The sequence below is a fragment of the Paracidovorax sp. genome (assembly GCF_057642795.1).
The window spans coordinates 241,608-260,614 of the sequence record NZ_JBXYZY010000040.1 but is presented as its reverse complement, the minus strand read 5'-3'; the positions used below and the strand labels follow the sequence as shown (position 1 = coordinate 260,614).

16 protein-coding genes and 1 tRNA gene are annotated in these 19,007 nt (G+C 69.6%); 15 read left to right on the top strand and 2 right to left on the bottom strand.

The features are described from left to right. Positions 1 to 28 precede the first annotated feature (28 nt). The 13 genes from AC3A84_RS17265 to AC3A84_RS17205 all read left to right on the top strand — a co-directional run bounded on the left by AC3A84_RS17265 (position 29) and on the right by AC3A84_RS17205 (position 13,880). Entirely contained in the window at positions 29 to 604 is a 576-nt protein-coding gene (locus AC3A84_RS17265; protein ID WP_487971262.1) for a LemA family protein, read from the top strand. A gap of 35 nt (positions 605 to 639) precedes the next feature. Then, positions 640 to 2,082 (top strand): 16S rRNA (cytosine(967)-C(5))-methyltransferase RsmB, encoded by a 1,443-nt coding sequence (rsmB, locus tag AC3A84_RS17260; RefSeq protein WP_487971261.1) that lies wholly within the window; start codon positions 640 to 642, stop codon positions 2,080 to 2,082. Then, complete coding sequence (locus AC3A84_RS17255) at positions 2,039 to 2,707, top strand: DUF4390 domain-containing protein (RefSeq protein WP_487971260.1); 669 nt, start codon at positions 2,039 to 2,041, stop codon at positions 2,705 to 2,707. The genes rsmB and AC3A84_RS17255 overlap by 44 nt, the downstream gene beginning before the upstream one ends. Continuing rightward, positions 2,704 to 5,016: a sensor histidine kinase gene (locus tag AC3A84_RS17250; protein WP_487971259.1), complete on the top strand. Its 2,313-nt coding sequence runs from the start codon at positions 2,704 to 2,706 to the stop codon at positions 5,014 to 5,016. The genes AC3A84_RS17255 and AC3A84_RS17250 overlap by 4 nt, the downstream gene beginning before the upstream one ends. A gap of 38 nt (positions 5,017 to 5,054) precedes the next feature. Further along, positions 5,055 to 5,813, top strand: a complete 759-nt coding sequence (locus tag AC3A84_RS17245; protein WP_487971258.1) for a response regulator — start codon at positions 5,055 to 5,057, stop codon at positions 5,811 to 5,813. A 70-nt stretch (positions 5,814 to 5,883) separates the two neighbouring features. Continuing rightward, a tRNA-Phe gene (locus tag AC3A84_RS17240) sits at positions 5,884 to 5,959 on the top strand. A gap of 531 nt (positions 5,960 to 6,490) precedes the next feature. Further along, the gene (locus AC3A84_RS17235; protein WP_487971257.1) at positions 6,491 to 7,615 is read left to right on the top strand and encodes a LuxE/PaaK family acyltransferase; all 1,125 of its coding nucleotides are present in this window, start codon (positions 6,491 to 6,493) and stop codon (positions 7,613 to 7,615) included. Continuing rightward, positions 7,612 to 9,108: an acyl-CoA reductase gene (locus AC3A84_RS17230; protein WP_487971256.1), complete on the top strand. Its 1,497-nt coding sequence runs from the start codon at positions 7,612 to 7,614 to the stop codon at positions 9,106 to 9,108. The genes AC3A84_RS17235 and AC3A84_RS17230 overlap by 4 nt, the downstream gene beginning before the upstream one ends. Before the next feature lie 22 nt (positions 9,109 to 9,130). Continuing rightward, a complete protein-coding gene (locus tag AC3A84_RS17225) occupies positions 9,131 to 9,904 on the top strand; it encodes an ABC transporter ATP-binding protein (RefSeq protein WP_487971273.1) in 774 nt (257 codons plus the stop codon). Beyond that, on the top strand, positions 9,901 to 10,692 hold the full coding sequence (locus AC3A84_RS17220) for an ABC transporter permease (protein WP_487971255.1): 792 nt from the start codon (positions 9,901 to 9,903) through the stop codon (positions 10,690 to 10,692). Before AC3A84_RS17225 ends, AC3A84_RS17220 begins: the two co-directional genes overlap by 4 nt. A gap of 28 nt (positions 10,693 to 10,720) precedes the next feature. Continuing rightward, positions 10,721 to 11,728: an ABC transporter substrate-binding protein gene (locus AC3A84_RS17215; RefSeq protein ID WP_487971254.1), complete on the top strand. Its 1,008-nt coding sequence runs from the start codon at positions 10,721 to 10,723 to the stop codon at positions 11,726 to 11,728. 31 nt (positions 11,729 to 11,759) lie between these two features. After that, positions 11,760 to 12,527: a 3-oxoacyl-ACP reductase gene (locus AC3A84_RS17210; RefSeq protein ID WP_487971253.1), complete on the top strand. Its 768-nt coding sequence runs from the start codon at positions 11,760 to 11,762 to the stop codon at positions 12,525 to 12,527. An 87-nt stretch (positions 12,528 to 12,614) separates the two neighbouring features. Then, positions 12,615 to 13,880 (top strand): DUF2254 domain-containing protein, encoded by a 1,266-nt coding sequence (locus AC3A84_RS17205; RefSeq protein ID WP_487971252.1) that lies wholly within the window; start codon positions 12,615 to 12,617, stop codon positions 13,878 to 13,880. Positions 13,881 to 13,979: 99 nt separating this feature from the next. On the opposite strand, the gene AC3A84_RS17200 is transcribed toward AC3A84_RS17205, so the two are convergent. After that, on the bottom strand, positions 13,980 to 16,226 hold the full coding sequence (locus AC3A84_RS17200; RefSeq protein ID WP_487971251.1) for a hypothetical protein: 2,247 nt from the start codon (positions 16,224 to 16,226) through the stop codon (positions 13,980 to 13,982). Positions 16,227 to 16,443: 217 nt separating this feature from the next. Between AC3A84_RS17200 and AC3A84_RS17195 the strand changes: the two genes are divergently transcribed. Next, entirely contained in the window at positions 16,444 to 17,196 is a 753-nt protein-coding gene (locus AC3A84_RS17195; RefSeq protein ID WP_487971250.1) for a tyrosine-protein phosphatase, read from the top strand. 99 nt (positions 17,197 to 17,295) lie between these two features. Here the strand turns inward: AC3A84_RS17195 and AC3A84_RS17190 are convergent, their stop codons facing one another. Continuing rightward, positions 17,296 to 17,814, bottom strand: a complete 519-nt coding sequence (locus AC3A84_RS17190; protein ID WP_487971249.1) for an HU family DNA-binding protein — start codon at positions 17,812 to 17,814, stop codon at positions 17,296 to 17,298. Positions 17,815 to 18,098: 284 nt separating this feature from the next. On the opposite strand from AC3A84_RS17190, the gene AC3A84_RS17185 reads away from it, so the two are divergent. Next, positions 18,099 to 18,962 carry a PhaM family polyhydroxyalkanoate granule multifunctional regulatory protein gene (locus tag AC3A84_RS17185; protein WP_487971248.1) on the top strand — a complete coding sequence of 288 codons (864 nt, stop codon included), beginning with the start codon at positions 18,099 to 18,101 and terminating at the stop codon, positions 18,960 to 18,962. Positions 18,963 to 19,007 lie beyond the last annotated feature (45 nt).

The following is a 19,007-nucleotide window of genomic DNA, read 5'->3' as shown; positions in this document are numbered from 1 at the left end:
TGAACGCGTTAGCGCCTGACTCGCTGCCATGCTGACTACCTGGATTCTTCTGGCCGTGCTGCTCTTCTGGGCAGTGGGGGCCTACAACCGGCTGATGCGCCTGCGCTCTGCCGCCATCCAGGCCTTCGGGGGCCTGGACGCGCACCTGGTGCGCACCATCACCATGCTGGGCGAATACGAGGCGACGCTGCTGCCCGAGCGTTCGCCGTCCGACGCCCGGGCGGCGCTCTGGGCCGCCACCACGCAATTCGGCGCGTCGCTGGCCGCCGCGCGGGCACGCCCGCTCGATACCGCCGCGGCCGCCGCGCTCTCCACCGCCGAGCAGGTGCTGAATGTCGCCTGGCAGGCCGTCGTGCGCGATCGTGCTGGCGCTCCGGTGGATGGCGTGGGCGATGGGCCGGTGCCCTACGCTGCGGCGGGTGCGCCGCCCGCCGACCAGACCCTGGCCGCCTGGATCATCCGGCGCGACCAGCAGGCCGCTCACAACGACCTGGCCCGGCAGCAGTTCAACGATGCTGTGGCGCAATACAACCGCGCCATCGCGCAATTTCCCGCTAGTGTCCTGGCATGGCTCTTCGGCTTTCACCAAGCCCGCCCGCTGTGACCATGGCTTTTCTCTCGCTTCGCTGATCGCCCGACATGTCCCCTGACCGTTCCCAGCCCCGCCCACGCCCTCCGGTCGGCCCTGCCGCACAGCCGCCCCGCGCCGAAGGCGATGCTGGCGCCGGCGCTGGCACAGACCACGCGCTCGCTCCCGCGCTCTGGAAGCTGCTGCAGGCCACGGCCGAGGCGCTGCAGGCCGTGCAGGGCGGCCAGTCGGGCACGGCGGCCCTGGCGGCCGTGGCCCCCGGGCTGCGGCCCGGCGTGCAGGCCCTGCTGTTCCAGGCTCTGCGCCATTTGGGGCGCGCTCAGGCCCTGCGCCGCCAACTGGCCCCGCGCAACCCGCCGCCGCGCATCGACGCGCTGCTCTGCACCGCGCTGGCGTTGGCCTGGAATCCGGAAGAGGCGCCTTATGAGCCCTTCACTCTCGTGAACCAGGCTGTGGAGGCTGCCAAGCGCAACCCCGCCACGCAGGCGCAGTCGGCCTTCGTGAACGCCTGCCTGCGCCGTTTCCTGCGGGAGCGCGATGCCAGCGTGGCCGCGACCGAGGGTGACCCGGTCGCGCGCTGGAACCATCCGGCCTGGTGGATCGAGCGGCTGCGCAAGGACCACCCCCAGCACTGGCAGCAGATCCTGCAGGCCAACAATGCCCACGCGCCGATGACGCTGCGGGTTTCAAGGCAAAAAAGCACGCCGGCGCAGTATCTGCAAGCGCTGAATGCTATGAATTTGGAAGCGATAGCGGTGGGCGCAGACGGCATCGAGCTGGGCCACCCGCAGCCCGTGCAGCAGCTGCCAGGCTTTGCCGACGGCGTGGTCTCGGTGCAGGACGCCGCCGCACAACAGGCCGCGCCACTGCTGCTGCAGGGAATGGACCTGTCAGCTCCGTTGCGCCTCCTGGATGCGTGCGCGGCGCCCGGAGGCAAGACGGCCCACCTGCTCGAATACCAGCCGCCCGGCGCGGTGTGGCAGGTGACCGCGCTGGAGATCGACCCGGTGCGCGCCGAGCGGATCCACGACACGCTGCAGCGCCTGCGGCTGGCGCCGGCGCAGATCCTGGTGGCCGATGCGGCGCGTCCGGACGACTGGTGGGCGCGCAGCGGCGGCGAGCCGTTCGACGCCATCCTGCTCGACGCGCCCTGCACGGCCTCGGGCATCGTGCGCCGCCACCCGGACGTGCGCTGGCTGCGCCGCCCCTCCGATATCGCCCAACTGGCCACGCTGCAGGCCCAGTTGCTGGAGCGCCTCTGGCCGCTGGTGCGCCCCGGCGGGCGGCTGCTTTACTGCACCTGCTCGGTGTTCCGCGCCGAGGGCGATGCCCAGGTGCAAGCGTTTCTTCAGCGCAACACCGATGCGGTGCCGATGCCGTCGCCGGGACATTTAATTCCCGGCCTGGCGGACAAGGCCGGTGCCGTCCCGGACAATCCGGCAGGTGACCATGACGGATTCTTCTACGCGCTTTTCCAGAAAGCCCCGGCCTGAGGCTGCGCGCTCGCCCGCTGCCGGCGGCTGGCTGGCGCGGCTGTGGTTCTGCGCCTTCCTGGCTCTTGCGATGGCGCCGGGGCTGGCGCAAGCCCAGTCCAGCGGCACCGTCAGCGACCTGCAGCTGGACTACAGCGCCGACGGCCTCTTTCTCTCGGCCTCCATGGATTTCGAGCTCCCGCCGCTGGCCGAGGAAGCGCTCTACAAGGGCATTTCCATGCATTTCGTGGCTGAGGCCGTCGTGGTGCGCGAGCGCTGGTATTGGTCCGACAAGCAGGTCGCACAGGCCGTGCGCTACCTGCGCCTGAGCTACCAGCCGCTCACGCGGCGCTGGCGCGTGAACCAGTCGACCACTCCCTTCGGCGCGGCCGGCCTGGGCGTGGCGCTGGGGCAGAGCTATGACGAACTGCGCGATGCCATCGGCGCCATGCAACGCATCGCCCGCTGGCGCATCGCTGAGCCGGGCATGCTCGAGCCCGGTGCGCCCTACGTTGTGCATTACCAGTTCCGCCTGGACATGTCGCAGCTACCCCGGCCGTTCCAGATCGGCGCCATGGGGCGCTCGGGCTGGTCGCTTTCGATGTCGCGCAGCGCCGAGCTCACGCCGGCCGAGCCCACCCGATGACCCCCTTCGGTTCTGGCCAGACGCCGTCGCCCTCGGCTGCATCCGCCCGTTCGCGCGCCGCGCGCCAGGCCCGCCTCATGCGCTGGGTGGTCGGCACCGGCGTCGCCGTCATGAGCGCCATTGGCCTGGTGCTGATGTTCCTGTTGACGCTGGCCACCAACAACCGGGCGCTGTACGAGCGCAACTACACCTGGCTGCTCGGCGTGAACGCCTTCGTGGCGTTGCTGCTCGCGGCCATCCTGGTGTGGGTGTCGGTGCGGCTCGTGGTGCGTTTGCGGCGCGGGCGGTTTGGCAGCCGCCTGCTGCTCAAGCTGGTGGGCATCTTCGCGGTGGTGGGGCTGGTGCCCGGGCTCATGATCTACGTCGTGTCCTACCAGTTCGTCTCGCGATCAATCGAAAGCTGGTTCGACGTGAAGGTCGAGGGCGCTCTCGCCGCCGGCGTGAACCTGGCGCGCGTCACGCTGGATACCCTGGCCAGTGACCAGGCCAACAAGGCGCGCGTGGCCAGTTCCCGCCTGGCGACGGTGCCGGACGCAGCGGCCGGCCTTGTGCTCGAGCGCGTGCGCGACGAGCTCGGCGCGGACGATGTCGTGCTCTGGGGCGCCTCGGGCCAGTTCGTGGCCAGCGCCGGACAGTCACGCTTCAGCCTCAATCCCGAGCGGCCGTCACTGCAGCAGTTCCGCAACGCGCGGCAGCAGCGGCTCACCTTTCAGATCGACGGTCTGGAAGACCTGACCGACCCGGCCGGGGCCGAACGCGTGCGCGTCAAGGCGCTGGTCGCGGTGGACAACCCCAGCCTGGGCGTGCTGACCGAGCCGCGCTACCTGCAGGCCACGCTCTCCCTGCCCACGGCGCTGGTGGCCAACGCCATCACCGTGCAGGAAGCCAATCGCGAATACCAGGAGCGTGCCTTGGCGCGGGGCGGGCTGCGGCGCATGTACATCGGCACCCTGACGCTCAGCTTGTTCCTGGCGGTTTTCGGGGCCGTGCTGCTGGCGGTGCTGCTGGGCAACCAGCTGGCGAGACCGCTTCTGCTGCTGGCCGAGGGCGTGCGCGAGGTGGCCGCGGGTGACCTGAGCCCCAAGGCCGTGCTGCAGCGCAAGGACGAGCTCAGCGGCCTCACGCGCTCTTTCGCGCTCATGACCCAGCAGCTGGCCGATGCGCGCGGCGCCGTTCAGCAGAGCATGGACAAGGTGAGCGCGGCCCGGGCCAATCTGCAGACCATCCTGGACAACCTGACCGCCGGCGTCATGGTGCTGGACGAGCACGGGACCATCGTCTCGTCCAACCCCGGCGCCACGCGCATCCTGCGCGCTCCCATGGCCGCGTTCGAGGGCCGGCGGTTGGCTGAGGTGCCGGGCCTGGCCGAATTCGCCACCGCCGTGCAGACCCAGTTCGACATCTTCCTGGGCGACCGCGACCACCATGGGCTGGACCACTGGCAGCACCCCTTCGCGCTGCACGCGCCCGGCGGCGGCGTGGTGCCCAACGGCACCAGCCTCATTGCGCGTGGCGCGGAGCTGCCCGACACCTCGCGCCTCCTGGTGTTCGATGACATCTCCGAAATCGTCTCGGCCCAGCGCGCGCAGGCCTGGGGCGAGGTCGCACGCCGGCTGGCCCACGAGATCAAGAACCCGCTGACGCCCATCCAGTTGTCGGCCGAGCGGCTGGAAATGAAGCTCTCGGGCAAGTTGCCCGATGCCGAACAGGCCGTGCTTGCCAAATCGGTCAAGACCATCGTGGACCAGGTGGACGCGATGAAGCGTCTGGTCAACGAATTCCGCGACTATGCCCGCCTGCCCGCCGCCGACCTGCAGCCGCTGGATCTGAACGCGCTCGTCTCTGACGTGCTGCATCTGTACGGCGAGGAAAACGCCCATGTGCGGGTCGAGTCCGATCTGGACCCGAAGTGCCCCAGCATCGCAGGCGATGCGCAGCAGCTGCGCCAGGTCGTGCACAACCTGCTGCAGAACGCCCAGGATGCGACCGAGCAGGCCTGCATGCAAAACGGTGTGCCGACCCCCTGGCCGCCGGTACGCATCGGCACGCGCTGGAGCGAATCGTCCCGTCGCGTGCGTCTCACTGTGCAGGACCAGGGCGGGGGCTTTCCGGCACACATCCTGCAACGTGCGTTCGAACCCTACGTCACCACCAAGGCCCGCGGCACCGGCCTGGGGCTGGCGGTCGTCAAGAAGATCGCCGACGAACATGGCGCGCGCATCGACCTGCTCAACCGCATGGACGGCGACACGGTGATCGGTGCGCAAGTGTCGCTATCATTTGCCCCTGAACATACGGTGGTGGTTTAGCAACACGCAGTCATCACACACAAGGCGGATCGAAGTACATGGCAAATATTCTGGTGGTGGACGACGAGCTGGGCATACGGGACCTGCTCTCTGAAATCCTCAATGACGAAGGCCACAGCGTGGACCTCGCCGAGAACGCCACGCGCGCGCGCGCAGCCCGCGCCGCACAGAACTACGACCTGGTGCTGCTCGACATCTGGATGCCGGACACCGACGGCGTTTCGCTGCTCAAGGAATGGGCCACCGCAGGCACGCTGACCATGCCGGTCATCATGATGAGCGGCCACGCCACCATCGACACTGCCGTAGAAGCCACGCGCATCGGCGCCTATTCGTTCCTCGAAAAACCGATCACCCTGCAAAAGCTGCTCAAGGCCGTCGAGCAAGGCCTGGCTCGCAGCGCCAGCCAGCCCGCCGTGCCCGCCACGCCTCCGGCCGCCGCGGCCGCGCAGGGTGGCGCGAACATCGGCAAGCCCGCCGAGGGCCCCGGCGGCGCGCTTTCCCTGGGCGCGGCAGCCACTGCGGCAGCTCCCCTGGGCGCCGTGACGGTGTCCACCATCATCTCCGCTGATTCGGCCCCGGCGGGCTCCGGCCCCCAGTCGCGCCAGGGATTCGACCTGGACAGGCCTCTGCGCGAAGCGCGCGACGGTTTTGAGAAGGCGTACTTCGAATTCCATCTGGCTCGCGAAGGCGGCTCCATGACCCGCGTTGCCGAAAAGACCGGCCTGGAGCGCACCCACCTCTACCGCAAGCTGCGCCAGCTGGGCGTGGATCTGGGCCGCGGCAAGCGGGGCTGACAAGGCGTCTCGAGAAAAAATCTCGTTTCTTTCGGGAACTCGGTTTTTTCTGGCTATAATTTAAGGCTTAGGCCCGGTAGCTCAGTCGGTAGAGCAGAGGATTGAAAATCCTTGTGTCGGCGGTTCGATTCCGTCCCAGGCCACCAAACAGCATTCCGCTCACGCAGGAATGAAAAAACCTGTCGCAGCAATGCGGCAGGTTTTTTTTTGCCTCCATTGCTGAGGAATTCGTTCTACCGGGCGCTGTTTCTCGACCGCGGGCCTCGGCATCGCACGGGCCTTTCCGCATGCGAGCTTGGCTTGCGTGGGACCCGGGCTGCCACTGGATGGTGTGCCGGTTGCTCTGTCTGGGTCATGAGTTGCCACAGCGATCCGCAATGGTGCCGACCGTTCAGGCCAGTCGCAGTGTCCCGCACGGGCCGTGACCATGCCCACTTGCTCGCTTCCCCAGCGTGAGGGCCGCGCCGCAACGCCGGGTAAGGGCATTGCCGTAAGATTGCCTTAACGCTCCGGGGTGCACACGCGTGCTGAGATTCACACCCGAGAACTTGAACCGGGTCATTCCGGCGTAAGAAGAGCTGTCAGTCGCCACCCTGCCCGGGGTGGCCATGGCAGGTCCTGTGATCTTCGGAGCATCCGTTCACAGGCACAGTAGGTCACGAAGGAAAGAAAGCCCCATGGACAAGGTCGCCGCGCTGGTCGCGGACATCCTCGCATTCATTGCGATGGAACCACCACAAGAACAACAACAACCAGAAGGCGGCGGGGGCGGGTCCATCGATGCGCAGTTCAATGCACTCGCGCTGCGGCTCTTCACGTACCAGTACACATCCAACCCAGCCTACCGCACTTTCTGCCAGCGCCGCGGCGCGACATTGCGCAGCGTGCAGCGCTGGACGGACATTCCCGCCGTGCCCATCGACGCCTTCAAGGCGATGGAGCTGCGCTGCGAGGCCCCGCGCCCGGACGAACGCGTCTTCATGACCAGCGGCACCACCCGCGGCGGCGAGGTGCGCGGGCGGCATTTCCACCCCCAGCTCGACGTGTACGACATGTCGATGGCGCGCAACTTCCAGCGGCGTTTCATGCGCGGCGCCGGGCCCATGCCGATGGGCATCCTGTTTCCTGATGAGCACCTCATGCCGAACTCGTCGCTGGCGCACTATCTCGCGCTTGCCAAGGACGTCTTCGGCAGCCCGGTCAGCCGGCACTTTGTGGGCACGCACGGCATGCATGTGGTGAGCCTGTGCTCCGCGCTCGAAGCCGCAGAGCGCACCGGCACGCCCTACGCCCTGCTGGGCGCGAGCTACAGCTTCGTGCATCTGATGGAGTCCCTGCATGAGAAGGGCCGGCGCTTCAAGCTGCCACCGGGTAGCCGCGTGCTGGACACGGGCGGCTACAAGGGCCAGTCGCGCGAGGTGCCTCCCGAGGAGTTCTATTCCGGGCTGTCGTACATGCTGGGCGTGCCGCGCGAGCTCTGCGTCAACATGTACGGCATGACGGAACTCAGCACGCAGTTCTATGACGACGGCAATGCCCAGGTGCCCTCGGTCAAGTCCGGCCCCCACTGGATCCGCTCGCGGCTGGTGGACCCGGCCACGGGCCGCGATGTGCCGCCCGGCGAGCGTGGCATCCTCGTGCACTGCGATCTGGCCAACTACAACTCGGTCACCACCATCCTGACCGAGGACGTAGGCGAGTGGGCCGACGGAGGCTTCCTGCTGCTGGGCCGGGCCGAAGGCGCGCAGGCCAAGGGCTGCTCGATGGCGGTGCAGGACTTCATGCGGGCCGCCGGCAAATGACGCCCAAGGTGGCGGTCGCCGCTGCCGTGCCGCGGGTGCGGGCCGGCTACCTGCCCGGCCTCGATCCCGCGGACATCACCTGGCAGGTGCTGCCCTTCGCGCACGGCAGCGCCCGGCTGGAGGTGGAAGTGCCCGTGCTCACTCCCGCGCAGATGGAGGCGCTGGCCCTGCGCGTGCGCGAGGCCGCGGCCCACCATCTTCAATCCATGGCGGTGGAGCAGATCATCGCCATCATCGACCAGGCCATTGCCCGCCTGCTGGACCGCCGCGATCCGCTGCGCCGGCAGGCCGAGGCGCTGCTGCCCCTGGTGAGCGGCTACGACGCCGAGATGGTGCGCCTGGGGCTGACAGGCTTTTTCAAGAACTTCCGCGCGCCGCAACTGCGCCGTTTCGTGGCCGAGGATTTTTCCAACCCGCTGGCGCTCGACGGCTTCCAGCCTGCGGCCAAGGGCGGCGCGGTGCGGGCCTTCGGGCCCGGCCTGCTGGTGCACAGCTGGGCCGGTAACGTGCCGGCGCTGGCGCTCTGGAGCTTCGTGTGCGGCCTGCTGGTCAAGGCCGGCAGCATCGGCAAGCTGCCCAGCGCCGAGCCGCTCTTCGCGGGCTGGTTCGCGCAGCTGCTGGCCGAGGTGCATCCGCCGCTGGCCGACTGCTTCGCGGTGGTGTGGTGGAAGGGCGCGGGCGGCGACGATGCGGCGGCGCTCTATGCCCAGGCCGATACGGTGCTGGCCTATGGCGGCAACGAATCGCTGGATGCCATCCGGCGCCGCCTGCCCGTGACCACGCGCTTTCTGCCGCATGGTCACAAGCTGGGCTTCGGCGTGGTAACGGCCGCGGCGCTCGATGCGCTCGATGCCCCGGCCGTCGCCCGCCGCGCCGCGTGGGACGTGATGCGCTACGACCAGCAGGGCTGCTATTCGCCGCATGTTTTCTACGTGCAGCGCGGTGGCGCCGTGTCGCCGCGCGCCTTCGCGGGCTATCTGGCGGGCGAGCTGGCGCAGCTGGCCCGGCGCTTTCCGCGCCGGCCGCTGGACGTGGAGGAATCCGCCGCCGTGGCCGGCTGGCGGCAGGCGCTGGAGTGGCGCGGCCTTTCGTCACCCGGCGGCGCGGCGGCGGACGAGCTCATCGGCACACCCGAAGACGCCTGGAGCGTGGCCTATGGCGACGCCCCGCAGCCGCTCTCGCCCACCGCGCTGCAGCGCAGCGTTCAGGTGGTGGCCGTGGATGCGCTGGACGACGTGCAGCGCGCCATCGCCGGCCACGGCGCGTTCCTGCAGACCGCCGGCGTCGCCGCCTCGCCTGAGGAACTGCAGCGCCTCGCCGCGCTGCTGGGCGCGGCGGGCGTGACGCGCATCAGCGCCATCGGCGCGATGAGCACGCCCGAAGCCGGCTGGCACCACGATGGCCGCTTCAACCTGCTGGACCTGGTGCGCATGGTGGAGATCGAGCCCTCCGCCGAAACCGCCGCCGAGGCCTTCGCGCCCTATGCCGACTGAGACTGCAGCCGAGATGAATGCCATGGCGGGCGCAGCGCAGCTTGCGGGCGATGCCTTTCTCGACATCGATCAGGCCGTGTTCGCCTATCCCGGCCGCGCCCCGGTGGTGGACGGCGTGAGCTGGCGCATCGCCGCGGGCGAGGTGCACTGCCTCGTGGGCCGCAGCGGCTGCGGCAAGACCACGCTGCTGCAGCTGGCCGCCGGCCTGCTGCGCCCGCAGACGGGCCATGTGCGCATGCAGGGCCGCGAGGTGGTGGCGCCCGGGCCGCAGCTGGGCTTCATGTTCCAGGCGCCGACGCTGCTCGAATGGCGCAGCGCGCTCGACAACGTACTGCTGCCCGTGTCGCTGCAGCGCCGGCCGCAGCCTGCCGACGTGGCGCGCGCGCAGGCGCTGCTGGATCAGCTGGGGCTGGGCGGCCACGCGCAGCGCCACCCGCGCCAGCTCTCGGGCGGCCAGCAAAGCCGCGTGGCGCTGGCGCGTGCGCTGGTGCTGGAGCCGGCGCTGCTGCTGCTCGACGAGCCCTTCGCCGCGCTCGACGCCATCACCCGCGCCGAGTTGCAGGACGATCTGCTGCGCACCTGCCGGGAGCGCGGCACCACCGTGCTGTTCGTGACGCACGACATCACGGAGGCCGTCTATCTGGGCGACCGCATCGCCGTGCTGCAGTCGGGGCGCGTTGCCGATGACATCCGCATCGACCTGCCCTGGCTGCGCACCCAGGCCATGCGCCACGATGCGCCCTTCAACCGCCTCTGCGCCCGCGTGCGCGCCAGCCTGGACGGGGTGGGCGCATGAGCCGACTCGGTCCGTCGTCTGCCACCACGTCCGCCTGGCCCTACCGCGCGCTGGGCGCCGCGCTGCTGCTGGCGCTGCTGGGCGCGTGGGAATGGGCGGCCCGGCATTCGGGCCTTTCCGCGTTGGTGCTGCCCGCGCCCTCGGCCATCGCCGCATCGCTGTGGCAGGGGCTGCGCACGGGTTACTTCCTGCCGCATGTGCGGGCCACGCTGTCTGCGCTGCTGCTGGGACTGGCGGGCGGAGGTCTCGCAGGACTGGCGATCGGCATCGCGCTGGCCGAATCGCCGCTGCTGGAACGTGTGCTTCGGCCCTACGTGGTGGTGAGCCAGGTCGTGCCCAAGCTGGCGCTGGCGCCGCTCTTCGTGCTGTGGTTCGGCTTCGGCATTCCATCCACCGCGCTCATCACGGGGCTGATCTGCTTCTTTCCGCTGATGGAGAACACCTTCACCGGGCTGCAGCAGGCCGATGCACCACGGCTGCAGCTCTTTCGCATGCTGGGCGCGACGCGCTGGCAGACGCTCGTGCACCTGAAACTGCCGCAGGCGCTGCCGGCCATCCTCGCCGGCCTGCGCATGGCCGTGGTGCTGGCGCTGGTGGGCGCGGTGGTGGGCGAATTCATCGGTGCGAGCCAGGGCCTGGGTGCGGTGGTGATCGCCGCGCAGGGGATGATGGACACCGCGCTGATGTTCGCGGCGCTGGTGCTCATTGCGGCCATAGGGCTGCTGCTGTACCAGGCCACGCTGTGGCTGGAGCGCTGGCTGCTGCGGCCCTATGCCGATCGTTTCTGAACTTCTTTCAACTCACCTTTTGGACGACATGCAACGACCTGAATTCCTCTCGCGCCGCACGCTGCTGGCGGCTTCCGCAGGCCTCGCCGTCACCCGTCTGGCCGGCGCTGCAGCGCCTGCTGCGCCGGCCCTGGGCAAGATCACCGTCGCAGGCTGGAGCAAGCCCATCAGCGAGATCACCAACCTGCTGGCCGAGCCCGACAAGGGCTTTTTCAAGGCGCGCGGCGTGGAGCTGGCTTACCTGCCCGGCGCGGGCGGCGGCGATGCCCTGCGCAACACGCTGAGCGGCCAGGGCGACGTGGCCTTCACCGATCCGGGATCGTTTTTCATGGCGCTGGACAAAGGCGAGAAGCTCACCGCCATTTATGACATTTACCCGCAGAACGTGTTCAACGTGGTGTCGTTGCAGTCCTCGGGCATCCGCACGCCGGCCGACCTGAAGGGCAAGCGCATCGGCGTGTATAGCCTTTCCAGCGGCACGCGGCAGAACCTGCTGGTGCTGCTGCACCAGGCGGGGCTCAAGGAGTCGGACGTGACCATCGTGGTCACCGGCCTGCTCAACTTCGCGCCGCTGCTGCAGGGCCAGGTCGATGCCACGGCCGCCACCGACACGGGCCTGGCCGTGGGCCGCCGCAAGGGACTGGGCGCCGTCAACGTCATGCAGGTGCGCGACTACCTCAATGTCTCCAGCGATCTCTTCGTGGTGCGCAACGAGGTGCTGGCGCAGAAGAAGGCGCTGCTGCGCGCCTTTTTGCAGGGCTACCGCGACAGCGCCGCCTGGATGATGGCGCACCCCGAAGACGCCGCCGCGCTGGCCATGAAGGTCGCGATCGACGGCACGCAGCAGGACGCGAACCTGGAGGTGATCCGGCTACGCAACGCGTCGGCCCAGCCGTCGGTGCCCGGCCAGCCACTGGGTGCGTTCAACCTTGCATCGCTGCAGAAGGCGGCCGATGCCTACCGCGCGCTGGGCCTGGTGCAGCGTGACATCCGCGTGGCCGACGTGGTGGACGCCAGCCTGCTGCCTGCGGCGTGACCCGCAGGCCTTGAGGAGCGAGGAGCACGCCATGAAGTTCAAGGGCCAGGTCGTTCTGGTGACGGGCGCGAGCCGGGGCATCGGCGCGGCCATCGCCCGCGCCTTCGCGCAGGAAGCCGCCACCGTGGCGGTTAACTATCTCTCGAATCACGCGGCGGCCGACGAGACGGTGGCGGCCTGCCGCGCCGCCGGCGGCGATGCCTGGGCCGTGCAGGCCGACGTGGGCGATGCCGAGGCGGTGCGCGCCATGGTGGATTCGGTGGTGCTGGAGGCCGGCCGCATCGACGTGGTGGTCAACAACGCCTTCAGGCCCTTGGCCTTCGATGCCCGCCACCGCAAGCTGTTCGGCGATGTGCCCTGGACCGACTACCAGGCCCAGTTCGACGGCGCCGTGGGCGGCGCTTTCAACGTCTGCCAGGCGGTGCTGCCGCACCTGCGCCAGCGCGCGCGCGGCAGCATCGTGAACATCGCCACCAACCTGGTCGAGAACCCCGTGGTGCCCTATCACGACTACACCACGGCCAAGGCCGCGCTGGTGGCCTTCAGCCGCAACCTGGCGGCCGAACTGGGGCCGCTGGGCATCCGCGTCAACTGTGTGGCGCCGGGGCTGGTCTATCCCACGCAGGCCAGCCAGTCCACGCCGGAGGCGCTGCGCGAGGCGATCACCGCCGCCACGCCCCTCCGGCGTATCGCCCGGCCCGAGGACGTGGCGGGGCCGGTGCTGTTCCTGGCTTCGGAGTGGAGCGGCTTCATGACCGGGCAGGTGCTGTTCGTTGACGGCGGGCTGGTGATGAAGTGATCCGGCGCTGAAGAGGCGGCATTCGCCTACATCGCTCGGCAGCGGACGGAGACCCGCCCCGGCCACCGCTTGCGGATATTCGAGGGTATGTCCGAACAACTGCTCTTTGTCCTGCAGCGCCTGGTGCGCAAGACCTGGCTGCGCTGCGCACTCTTTGCCCTGCTGGCCGTGGCGGCCGTCACGCTGGCCACCTGGCTCGGGCCCCACATCCCCGACGGCGTGGCGCTGAACCTGGGCTCGGGCGCGCTGGACAGTCTGCTGAACATCCTGGCCTCCAGCATGCTCACCGTGTCCATCTTCTCGGCCAGCACCATGGTGGCCGCGTTCTCGGCCGTGGCCAACAGCGCCACGCCGCGCGCTTCGCAACTGCTGACAGAGGACTCCACCGTGCAGAACACGCTGGCGGTGTTCATCGGCGCCTTCCTTTACAGCGTCGTCGCGCTGGTGGGACTGCACGTGCAGGTGTATGGCGACGGCGGCCGGCTGGTGCTGTTCGGCTTCACGCTGCTCATCCTGCTCGGCGTGGTCGTGGTGCTGCTGCGATGGATCGACTACCTCTCGGTGCTGGGCCGCCTGGGCGAGACCATCCGCCGGCTGGAGCAAGCCACCCGCAAGGCCATTGATCAGCGCGTGGCCAAGCCCTTTTTGGGCGGGCGCCGGCAGCGGCCTGGCGAGCGCGGCGCCCATGCCGTGCGCAGCGACGCCACTGGCTTCGTGCAGCACGTGGCCATGGACCTGCTGCAGGCCCGCGCCGAGGCGCTGGACGGCCACCTGCACCTGCACGTGCTGCCTGGCGCCTTCGTCGCGCCCCATACCGTGCTCGTGACCAGCGACCGGCCCATCGACGCCGAGGAGCGCGAGGCCATCCTGCAGGCGGTGCTGATCGGCAACGGGCGCAGCTTCGACCACGACCCGCGCTACGGCTTCGTGGTGATGGGCGAGGTGGCGGCGCGGGCCATGTCGGCGTCCGTCAACGACCCCGGCACGGCGCTGGACGTGATGGGCGCGGGCGCGCGCACGCTGGCCCACTGGGCGCACCGGCAGCAGTCGGCCGAGCGGGAAGCCGGTGCCGTGGCAGTCCCCTGCGACCGCGTGACCGCGCCCGGGCTGCGCGAGGCCGGCATGGTGGAAGACGTGTTCGAGCCGCTGGCGCGCTATGCGGCGGCTTCGGTCGAAGTGGGCGTGGCGCTGCAGCGTGCGCTGCATTCGGTGGGCGCCCTGCACCCGGCGCTGCGCCAGGCGAGCGAGCGGCTGTCGGCCTATGCGCTGGAACGCGCCGCCCAGGCCGATCTGTGCGCCACCGATATGAAAGCGCTGCAGGGCGCGGCGCGGTGGGGCGAAGAGGGGCTGTAGCTGCCCCGCTCTCGCGGTTTCAAGGGGTTTCGGTCTGCAGCCCTTGAGCTGTTTGGGTGGCGCGCTATTGAAAAAATAGCATTCCGGCAGGGTGAACGATCAGAAACCGATCGTGCGCCACACCGCGAATGCCGCCGCGCCCAGCGCCGCCACGGCCGCCAGGCCCAGCCAGAGGCCGCCGCGCTGCTCGGCGAAGGGATCGTCCAGCATGCGGCGCGCATTGGGCGGCACGTGGGCTGTCTGCGAGAGCGAGCCGCCCAGGCGCGTGTTGATGCGCATGCGGCCGTTGATGGCCCAGCCGCTCGCGTCCAGCAGCGGCCCTAGACTGCGCTGGCGCAGCTTGAGCCAGGCGATGAGCATGCTCGGCCCCGAGATGGCCAGCACGATGCCTGCCAGCGCCATCGGGATCCACGGGCCCAGCTCGATGAACTTGCCGAAGATGCCCACCAGCACCGCGCTGATGCTGCCCAGGGCCACGCCGATGGCGGCTACCGTGCCCACGTCGGTGCGGCGCAGGCTGGTGTCGGCCGCGGTCACTGCCGGCTTGGCGGCCGCTGCGGCGGCGGATGCCGTGAGCGGCGTGGCCGCCAGGCTGCCGGCCTCTGCGCTGAGCGACTTCTCCACGCGCGCATCGCTGGTGGCGGCACGCTTGGCGACCTGCTCCTCGATCATGCGCAGGAACTTCTTGTAAGGCGAGAAGAAGGCCTGCGCGATGCTGGTCGGGTTCTCGATGATCTTGGTGATGGTGGCGTCCCAGTCGCGGCCCTGGCGGTCATAAAAGACGCCGTTGCGGCCCGTGAAGAGGAAGTCCACGTCGCCCGCGGTGAAGGCCGCCACCACGGTCATCTTCTCGGTGGCGCCCTTGTCGCCGCGCCGCGTGCAGTCGCAATAGGCCAGGTAGCTCTTGGCCAGCCCGGCAAGCTTGGCGTGCGCTGCGGCATCGCGCACCTGCACGGTCAGATCGCAGCTGCGTGCATCCAGGTAGAGCGTGCCGGCCTGGAAGATGGCGCCGCGCCGCTGGTAGAAGGCCGAGAACGACACGAAGTTGTTCAGGAGCGTCATCAGGTCACGCTTGAAGCGCAGCAGCTTTTCCAGCGCCAGCGTGGCGTCGTTGTGGGCCTTCTCGGCTTCGTCCTGGGTGATGAGCTCCATCACGCGCGACTCGGCATCGCCGTGCAGCACGTCCTCGAAGAGCGCCTCGCCCTCGATGGACTCGAGCGGCGTTGCGGGCTTGGCCGCCAGCCATTGCTGGCAGGGCGCTACCGCCGTCTTCACCTGCTGCCACTGGGCCTCGGTCAGGCGGTCGGTGCCTGCGCCCAGCAGCGGCTCCACCGCCTGGGCGCTGAGCGTGGCGAGCGCGCTGCCCCAGGCCGGGTTCACGCCGTCGGCGAGCGGCAGCACGCCGTGCGGCCCCACGGCGGAGATGGGCGCGATGGGTAGCGCAGCGATGGAGTCGGACGACAGGGCCAGGTCCTGGCCCGTGGCGAGCGCCGCATAGGCCTCCTGCGAGGGGTTGAGCGCGGCGGCGGCCTTGAGGTCGTAGGCCGCCAGCCGGCTGCGCGCGAAGAAGTCCTCCACCTTGGCGCTGACTTTGTTCACCGCGCGGGCGGCGGCCAGCGTGCCTTCGCCCAGCGGCAGGCCGGCGGTGGCCTGCAGGGCCGCAGCGTGCCAGGCGCGCAACTTCGCCACGTCGGCGAAGAAGGCCTCCGCCAGCGGGCGGTTCACCCCGGCAGGCTGGTCGTCCACGGCGGGCGCGCTGCCGTGCGTCTGCATGATCCAGCGCAGGGTCTGCGCGGCGAGTGTGTCGTCCTGCGCGGCTTCGGGGCTGACCACGCCATCACCGTTGAAGCGTTGTGCGCCCAACTGGCCGCTGCGCGCCAGCACCTCGGCCAGCGTGATCGCGTCGGCCTCGGGGCGATCGGCCAGCGCCAGGATGCGCTGGGCCTGGGCCTGCAGCGCCGCGCCTTCCGCGCTGCCGATGGCCAGCGCCTGCAGCGGCAGGCTGTCGCCGGGGCGGGCCAGTTCTTCGGGGTCGGCCAGCAGGCTGCAGGCCCAGGCGCAGGCGGCCAACAGCTCGGGCGGGCGGATGCGGCCGTCCTGGTCGGTGTCGATCAGGTCGAGCGTGCGGGTGTCGAATTCGATGCCGCGCGTGGGGCAGGCCAGCGCCACCCAGAGCTTCTGGTCCAGCTCGGGCAGATGGGCGATGTCCTGGCCGCTGCGGATGATGACCTGGTCCACGCCGCCAGCGCGGAAGAATTGCCATCGGTAGGACGAGGCGGGAGTGCGATCGGTGGCGGAGTCGGTGGGGTTATGCGAGGAAGTCTGCACGTTCTGTTCGGAGGACATGGCGGAGAGCGGGGAATGGAGAAGAGCGCTGGCGCAGGGCGTCCGACAGTGTCGAATCCGCCGCGCGGCACGGCTGTAGGGCGACTGCGCGTATGCCGCGCCGACAGGCCGCCGTAGCGGTGGCCCAGGCGATCGTGGCATGCGTGTGAAGGGCGCGATTATTCCGTGTTGCGGAGGTGATTGCGAATGCGGCGGCGCTTTCGCTAAAGTGCCTGCCATGTCTTCCTACACGCGTTCACTGCCCCTGTCGGGCGCTACCAATTTCCGAGACCTGGGCGGCTACGCCGGGCAGGACGGCCGGCCCGTGCGCTGGCGGCGGTTGTTCCGCTCCGACCATCTGGCCTCGCTCACCGCGCAGGACACGCAGGTGCTGGAGCCGCTGCGCCTGGCGCGCGTGATCGACTTCCGCGGCGAGGCCGAGAGTGCCTCGCTGGCCTACGCCATGCCTGGCGTGGCCTACCACGCGCTGCCGATCGAGCCCACCGTGGTGCAGCGCTCCAAGGAGATGGCGCTGGCCGGCGAGCAGCTCACGCCGGCCATCGCCGTCGCGCTGATGCAGGACACCTACCGCGCGTTCGTCTCCGACAACGCCGCGCAGTTCGCCGCGCTGTTCGAGCATCTGCTGCACAGCGATGCGCCGCTGGTCTTCCACTGCACCGCAGGCAAGGACCGCACGGGCTTCGCTGCGGCGCTCATCCTGCTGGCGCTGGGCGTGCCGCGCGACGTGGTGATGCAGGATTACCTCCTCACCAATGGCCTCTACCAGCCGCCGAGCCACTTCCTGCGCGCGGCCCCGGCCGAGGTGATGAACGTGCTCTGGCGCGTGCAGGAAGACTTCCTGCATGCCGCTCTGGACGTGGTCGAGCGCGACCACGGCGGGCTCGACCGCTACCTGCAGGGCCGGCTGGGCGTGGGGCCGGCCGAGCGTGCGCGTCTGGCGCAGATGTACCTGGAACCTGCCGGCAGCTGAACCGCGCAGCGCGCAGCCCCGGAACGAAAAAAGCCGGCTCATCGAGCCGGCCTTTTTTGTGGGCGTGCCCCGGTGGTACCGGAGCCGTGCCGCGTCCGATCAGAGCGTGGCGTCCTTGAGCTTCTTCAGCGCGCGGGTCTTGATCTTGACCGAAGCGGGCTTGGCGGGGAACCAGCGCTCTTCACCCGTGAACGGATCCTTGCCGAAGCGCTTCTTCTTGGCGGGCACTTGCTGCAGGCCGATCTTCATCAGGCCGGGCAGCGTGAATTCGCCGGAGCCCTTCTTGTGCACGGAGCCCAGGATGGCGCCTTCGAGCGCGGTCAGCACGGCCTTGACGGCCTTCGGCTCGACACCGGCTTGCGTGGCCAGGTGGGCCACCAGCGTGGTCTTGTTGAACACGTCCTTCACGGGCTTCAGGGCTGCGGGCGTGGCCTTGGCGGCGGCAGGCGCTGCGGCCTTCTTCACGACGGCCGTGGCCTTCTTGGCCGGCGCGGCAGCCTTCTTCGGTGCGGCGGCAGCGGTGGTCACCTTCTTGGCGGCTGCGGGAGCAGCGGCGGTCTTCTTGGTGGTGGTGGCGGCCTTGGTGGCCGGCGCGGTGGTTTTCTTTGCAGTTGCCATGATGTTGATTGATCTCTTCTGGATGAAACGGAGCAGAACTTTCCAGCGAGGCTGGTCGGCGAATTCTAGGACCTTTGCTCGGTGTGCTGCGGGCCGCGAGCCCAAAACGCCGCGCCAGCCCGCATGGACAGGCGCTTTGCACGTCGCGCGCTGCGCTGGCAGCAGGCTGACGCGGGAATGCGAGGGGCTTGCCTGCGCGGCCACCGCGTTAAGCTGCAGCACCCGCAACGCGCGGCGCCGCCGCCGTGCCTCACACGAGACAAACCCCTTTGCGAAGGACTGCCATGAGCGACAACACCCCCTTCGGCTTCGGCCGCTTTGTGCCGGGCTTTGACTTCCTGCAGAACCTGGCCAAGAACTCCGCCGCAGGCATGCCCGCCATGCCGGCGATGCCCGGCATGTCCAGCTGGGTCGCGCCCACGGTGAGCGAAGAAGAGCTGGAAAAGCGCATCGAGGAATTGAAGGCCGTGCAGTTCTGGCTCGACCAGAACTCGCGTGCGCTCACCGCCACCGTGCAGGCGCTGGAGGTGCAGAAGATGACCCTCGCCACGCTCAAGGGCATGAACGTGGCCATGGGTGACCTGGCCAGCGCGTTCACGCCCAAGCCGGCTGCGGCGGCCGATGCGGCTGCGCAGGCCAGCGCCCCCGCGTACCAAGCCCCACACCGCGATGCAGAAGACGCAGCCGGCCCTGACGCCGATGCGCAGGCCGATGCCGCCGCCGACGCGGACCAGCCCGCCGGCGTGGTCGATCCCATGCAATGGTGGACGGCGCTGGGCACGCAGTTCCAGCAGATCGCGGCCAATGCGCTGAAAGACGTCGCGCAGCACCAGGGCGCGTTTGATGCCACGCGCGACATGGCCGCGGAAGCCGTGAAGAGCGCCACTGACATGGCATCGCACCTGGCCGCGCAGGGGCTGCAGGGCGTGCAGGAGGCCACGCGCAGGGCGGCGAGTGCCGCGCCTGCCGCCGATGCGCCCAAGGCCGCCACCAAGCGCCGGGCACCCGCCAAGAAGGCGAGCACGCGCGCGGCAGCCAAGGCCCCTGCCAAGAAGGCCCCGGCCAAGACCGCCACCCCAGCCTCCGCGCGCAAGCCTGCGCCTGCACCGGCGCGCGCTGCCAGCGGGCGCTCGCGCACGGCGCGCTGAGCCCACCTTCTTCGGCCGGCCCGCGGGCGGAGCGCGGGACCGGTC

What these genes read in the sequence shown, in the direction of transcription:
- rsmB (WP_487971261.1), top strand. Translation starts at nt 640, where the DNA reads ATGTCCCCTGACCGTTCCCAGCCCCGCCCACGCCCTCCGGTCGGCCCT.
- AC3A84_RS17185 (WP_487971248.1), top strand. Translation starts at nt 18,099, where the DNA reads ATGAGCGACAACACCCCCTTCGGCTTCGGCCGCTTTGTGCCGGGCTTT.
- AC3A84_RS17230 (WP_487971256.1), top strand. Translation starts at nt 7,612, where the DNA reads ATGACGCCCAAGGTGGCGGTCGCCGCTGCCGTGCCGCGGGTGCGGGCC.
- AC3A84_RS17210 (WP_487971253.1), top strand. Translation starts at nt 11,760, where the DNA reads ATGAAGTTCAAGGGCCAGGTCGTTCTGGTGACGGGCGCGAGCCGGGGC.
- AC3A84_RS17255 (WP_487971260.1), top strand. Translation starts at nt 2,039, where the DNA reads ATGACGGATTCTTCTACGCGCTTTTCCAGAAAGCCCCGGCCTGAGGCT.
- AC3A84_RS17190 (WP_487971249.1), bottom strand. Translation starts at nt 17,814, where the DNA reads ATGGCAACTGCAAAGAAAACCACCGCGCCGGCCACCAAGGCCGCCACC.
- AC3A84_RS17205 (WP_487971252.1), top strand. Translation starts at nt 12,615, where the DNA reads ATGTCCGAACAACTGCTCTTTGTCCTGCAGCGCCTGGTGCGCAAGACC.
- AC3A84_RS17225 (WP_487971273.1), top strand. Translation starts at nt 9,131, where the DNA reads ATGGCGGGCGCAGCGCAGCTTGCGGGCGATGCCTTTCTCGACATCGAT.
- AC3A84_RS17250 (WP_487971259.1), top strand. Translation starts at nt 2,704, where the DNA reads ATGACCCCCTTCGGTTCTGGCCAGACGCCGTCGCCCTCGGCTGCATCC.
- AC3A84_RS17220 (WP_487971255.1), top strand. Translation starts at nt 9,901, where the DNA reads ATGAGCCGACTCGGTCCGTCGTCTGCCACCACGTCCGCCTGGCCCTAC.
- AC3A84_RS17200 (WP_487971251.1), bottom strand. Translation starts at nt 16,226, where the DNA reads ATGTCCTCCGAACAGAACGTGCAGACTTCCTCGCATAACCCCACCGAC.
- AC3A84_RS17245 (WP_487971258.1), top strand. Translation starts at nt 5,055, where the DNA reads ATGGCAAATATTCTGGTGGTGGACGACGAGCTGGGCATACGGGACCTG.
- AC3A84_RS17195 (WP_487971250.1), top strand. Translation starts at nt 16,444, where the DNA reads ATGTCTTCCTACACGCGTTCACTGCCCCTGTCGGGCGCTACCAATTTC.
- AC3A84_RS17215 (WP_487971254.1), top strand. Translation starts at nt 10,721, where the DNA reads ATGCAACGACCTGAATTCCTCTCGCGCCGCACGCTGCTGGCGGCTTCC.
- AC3A84_RS17235 (WP_487971257.1), top strand. Translation starts at nt 6,491, where the DNA reads ATGGACAAGGTCGCCGCGCTGGTCGCGGACATCCTCGCATTCATTGCG.
- AC3A84_RS17265 (WP_487971262.1), top strand. Translation starts at nt 29, where the DNA reads ATGCTGACTACCTGGATTCTTCTGGCCGTGCTGCTCTTCTGGGCAGTG.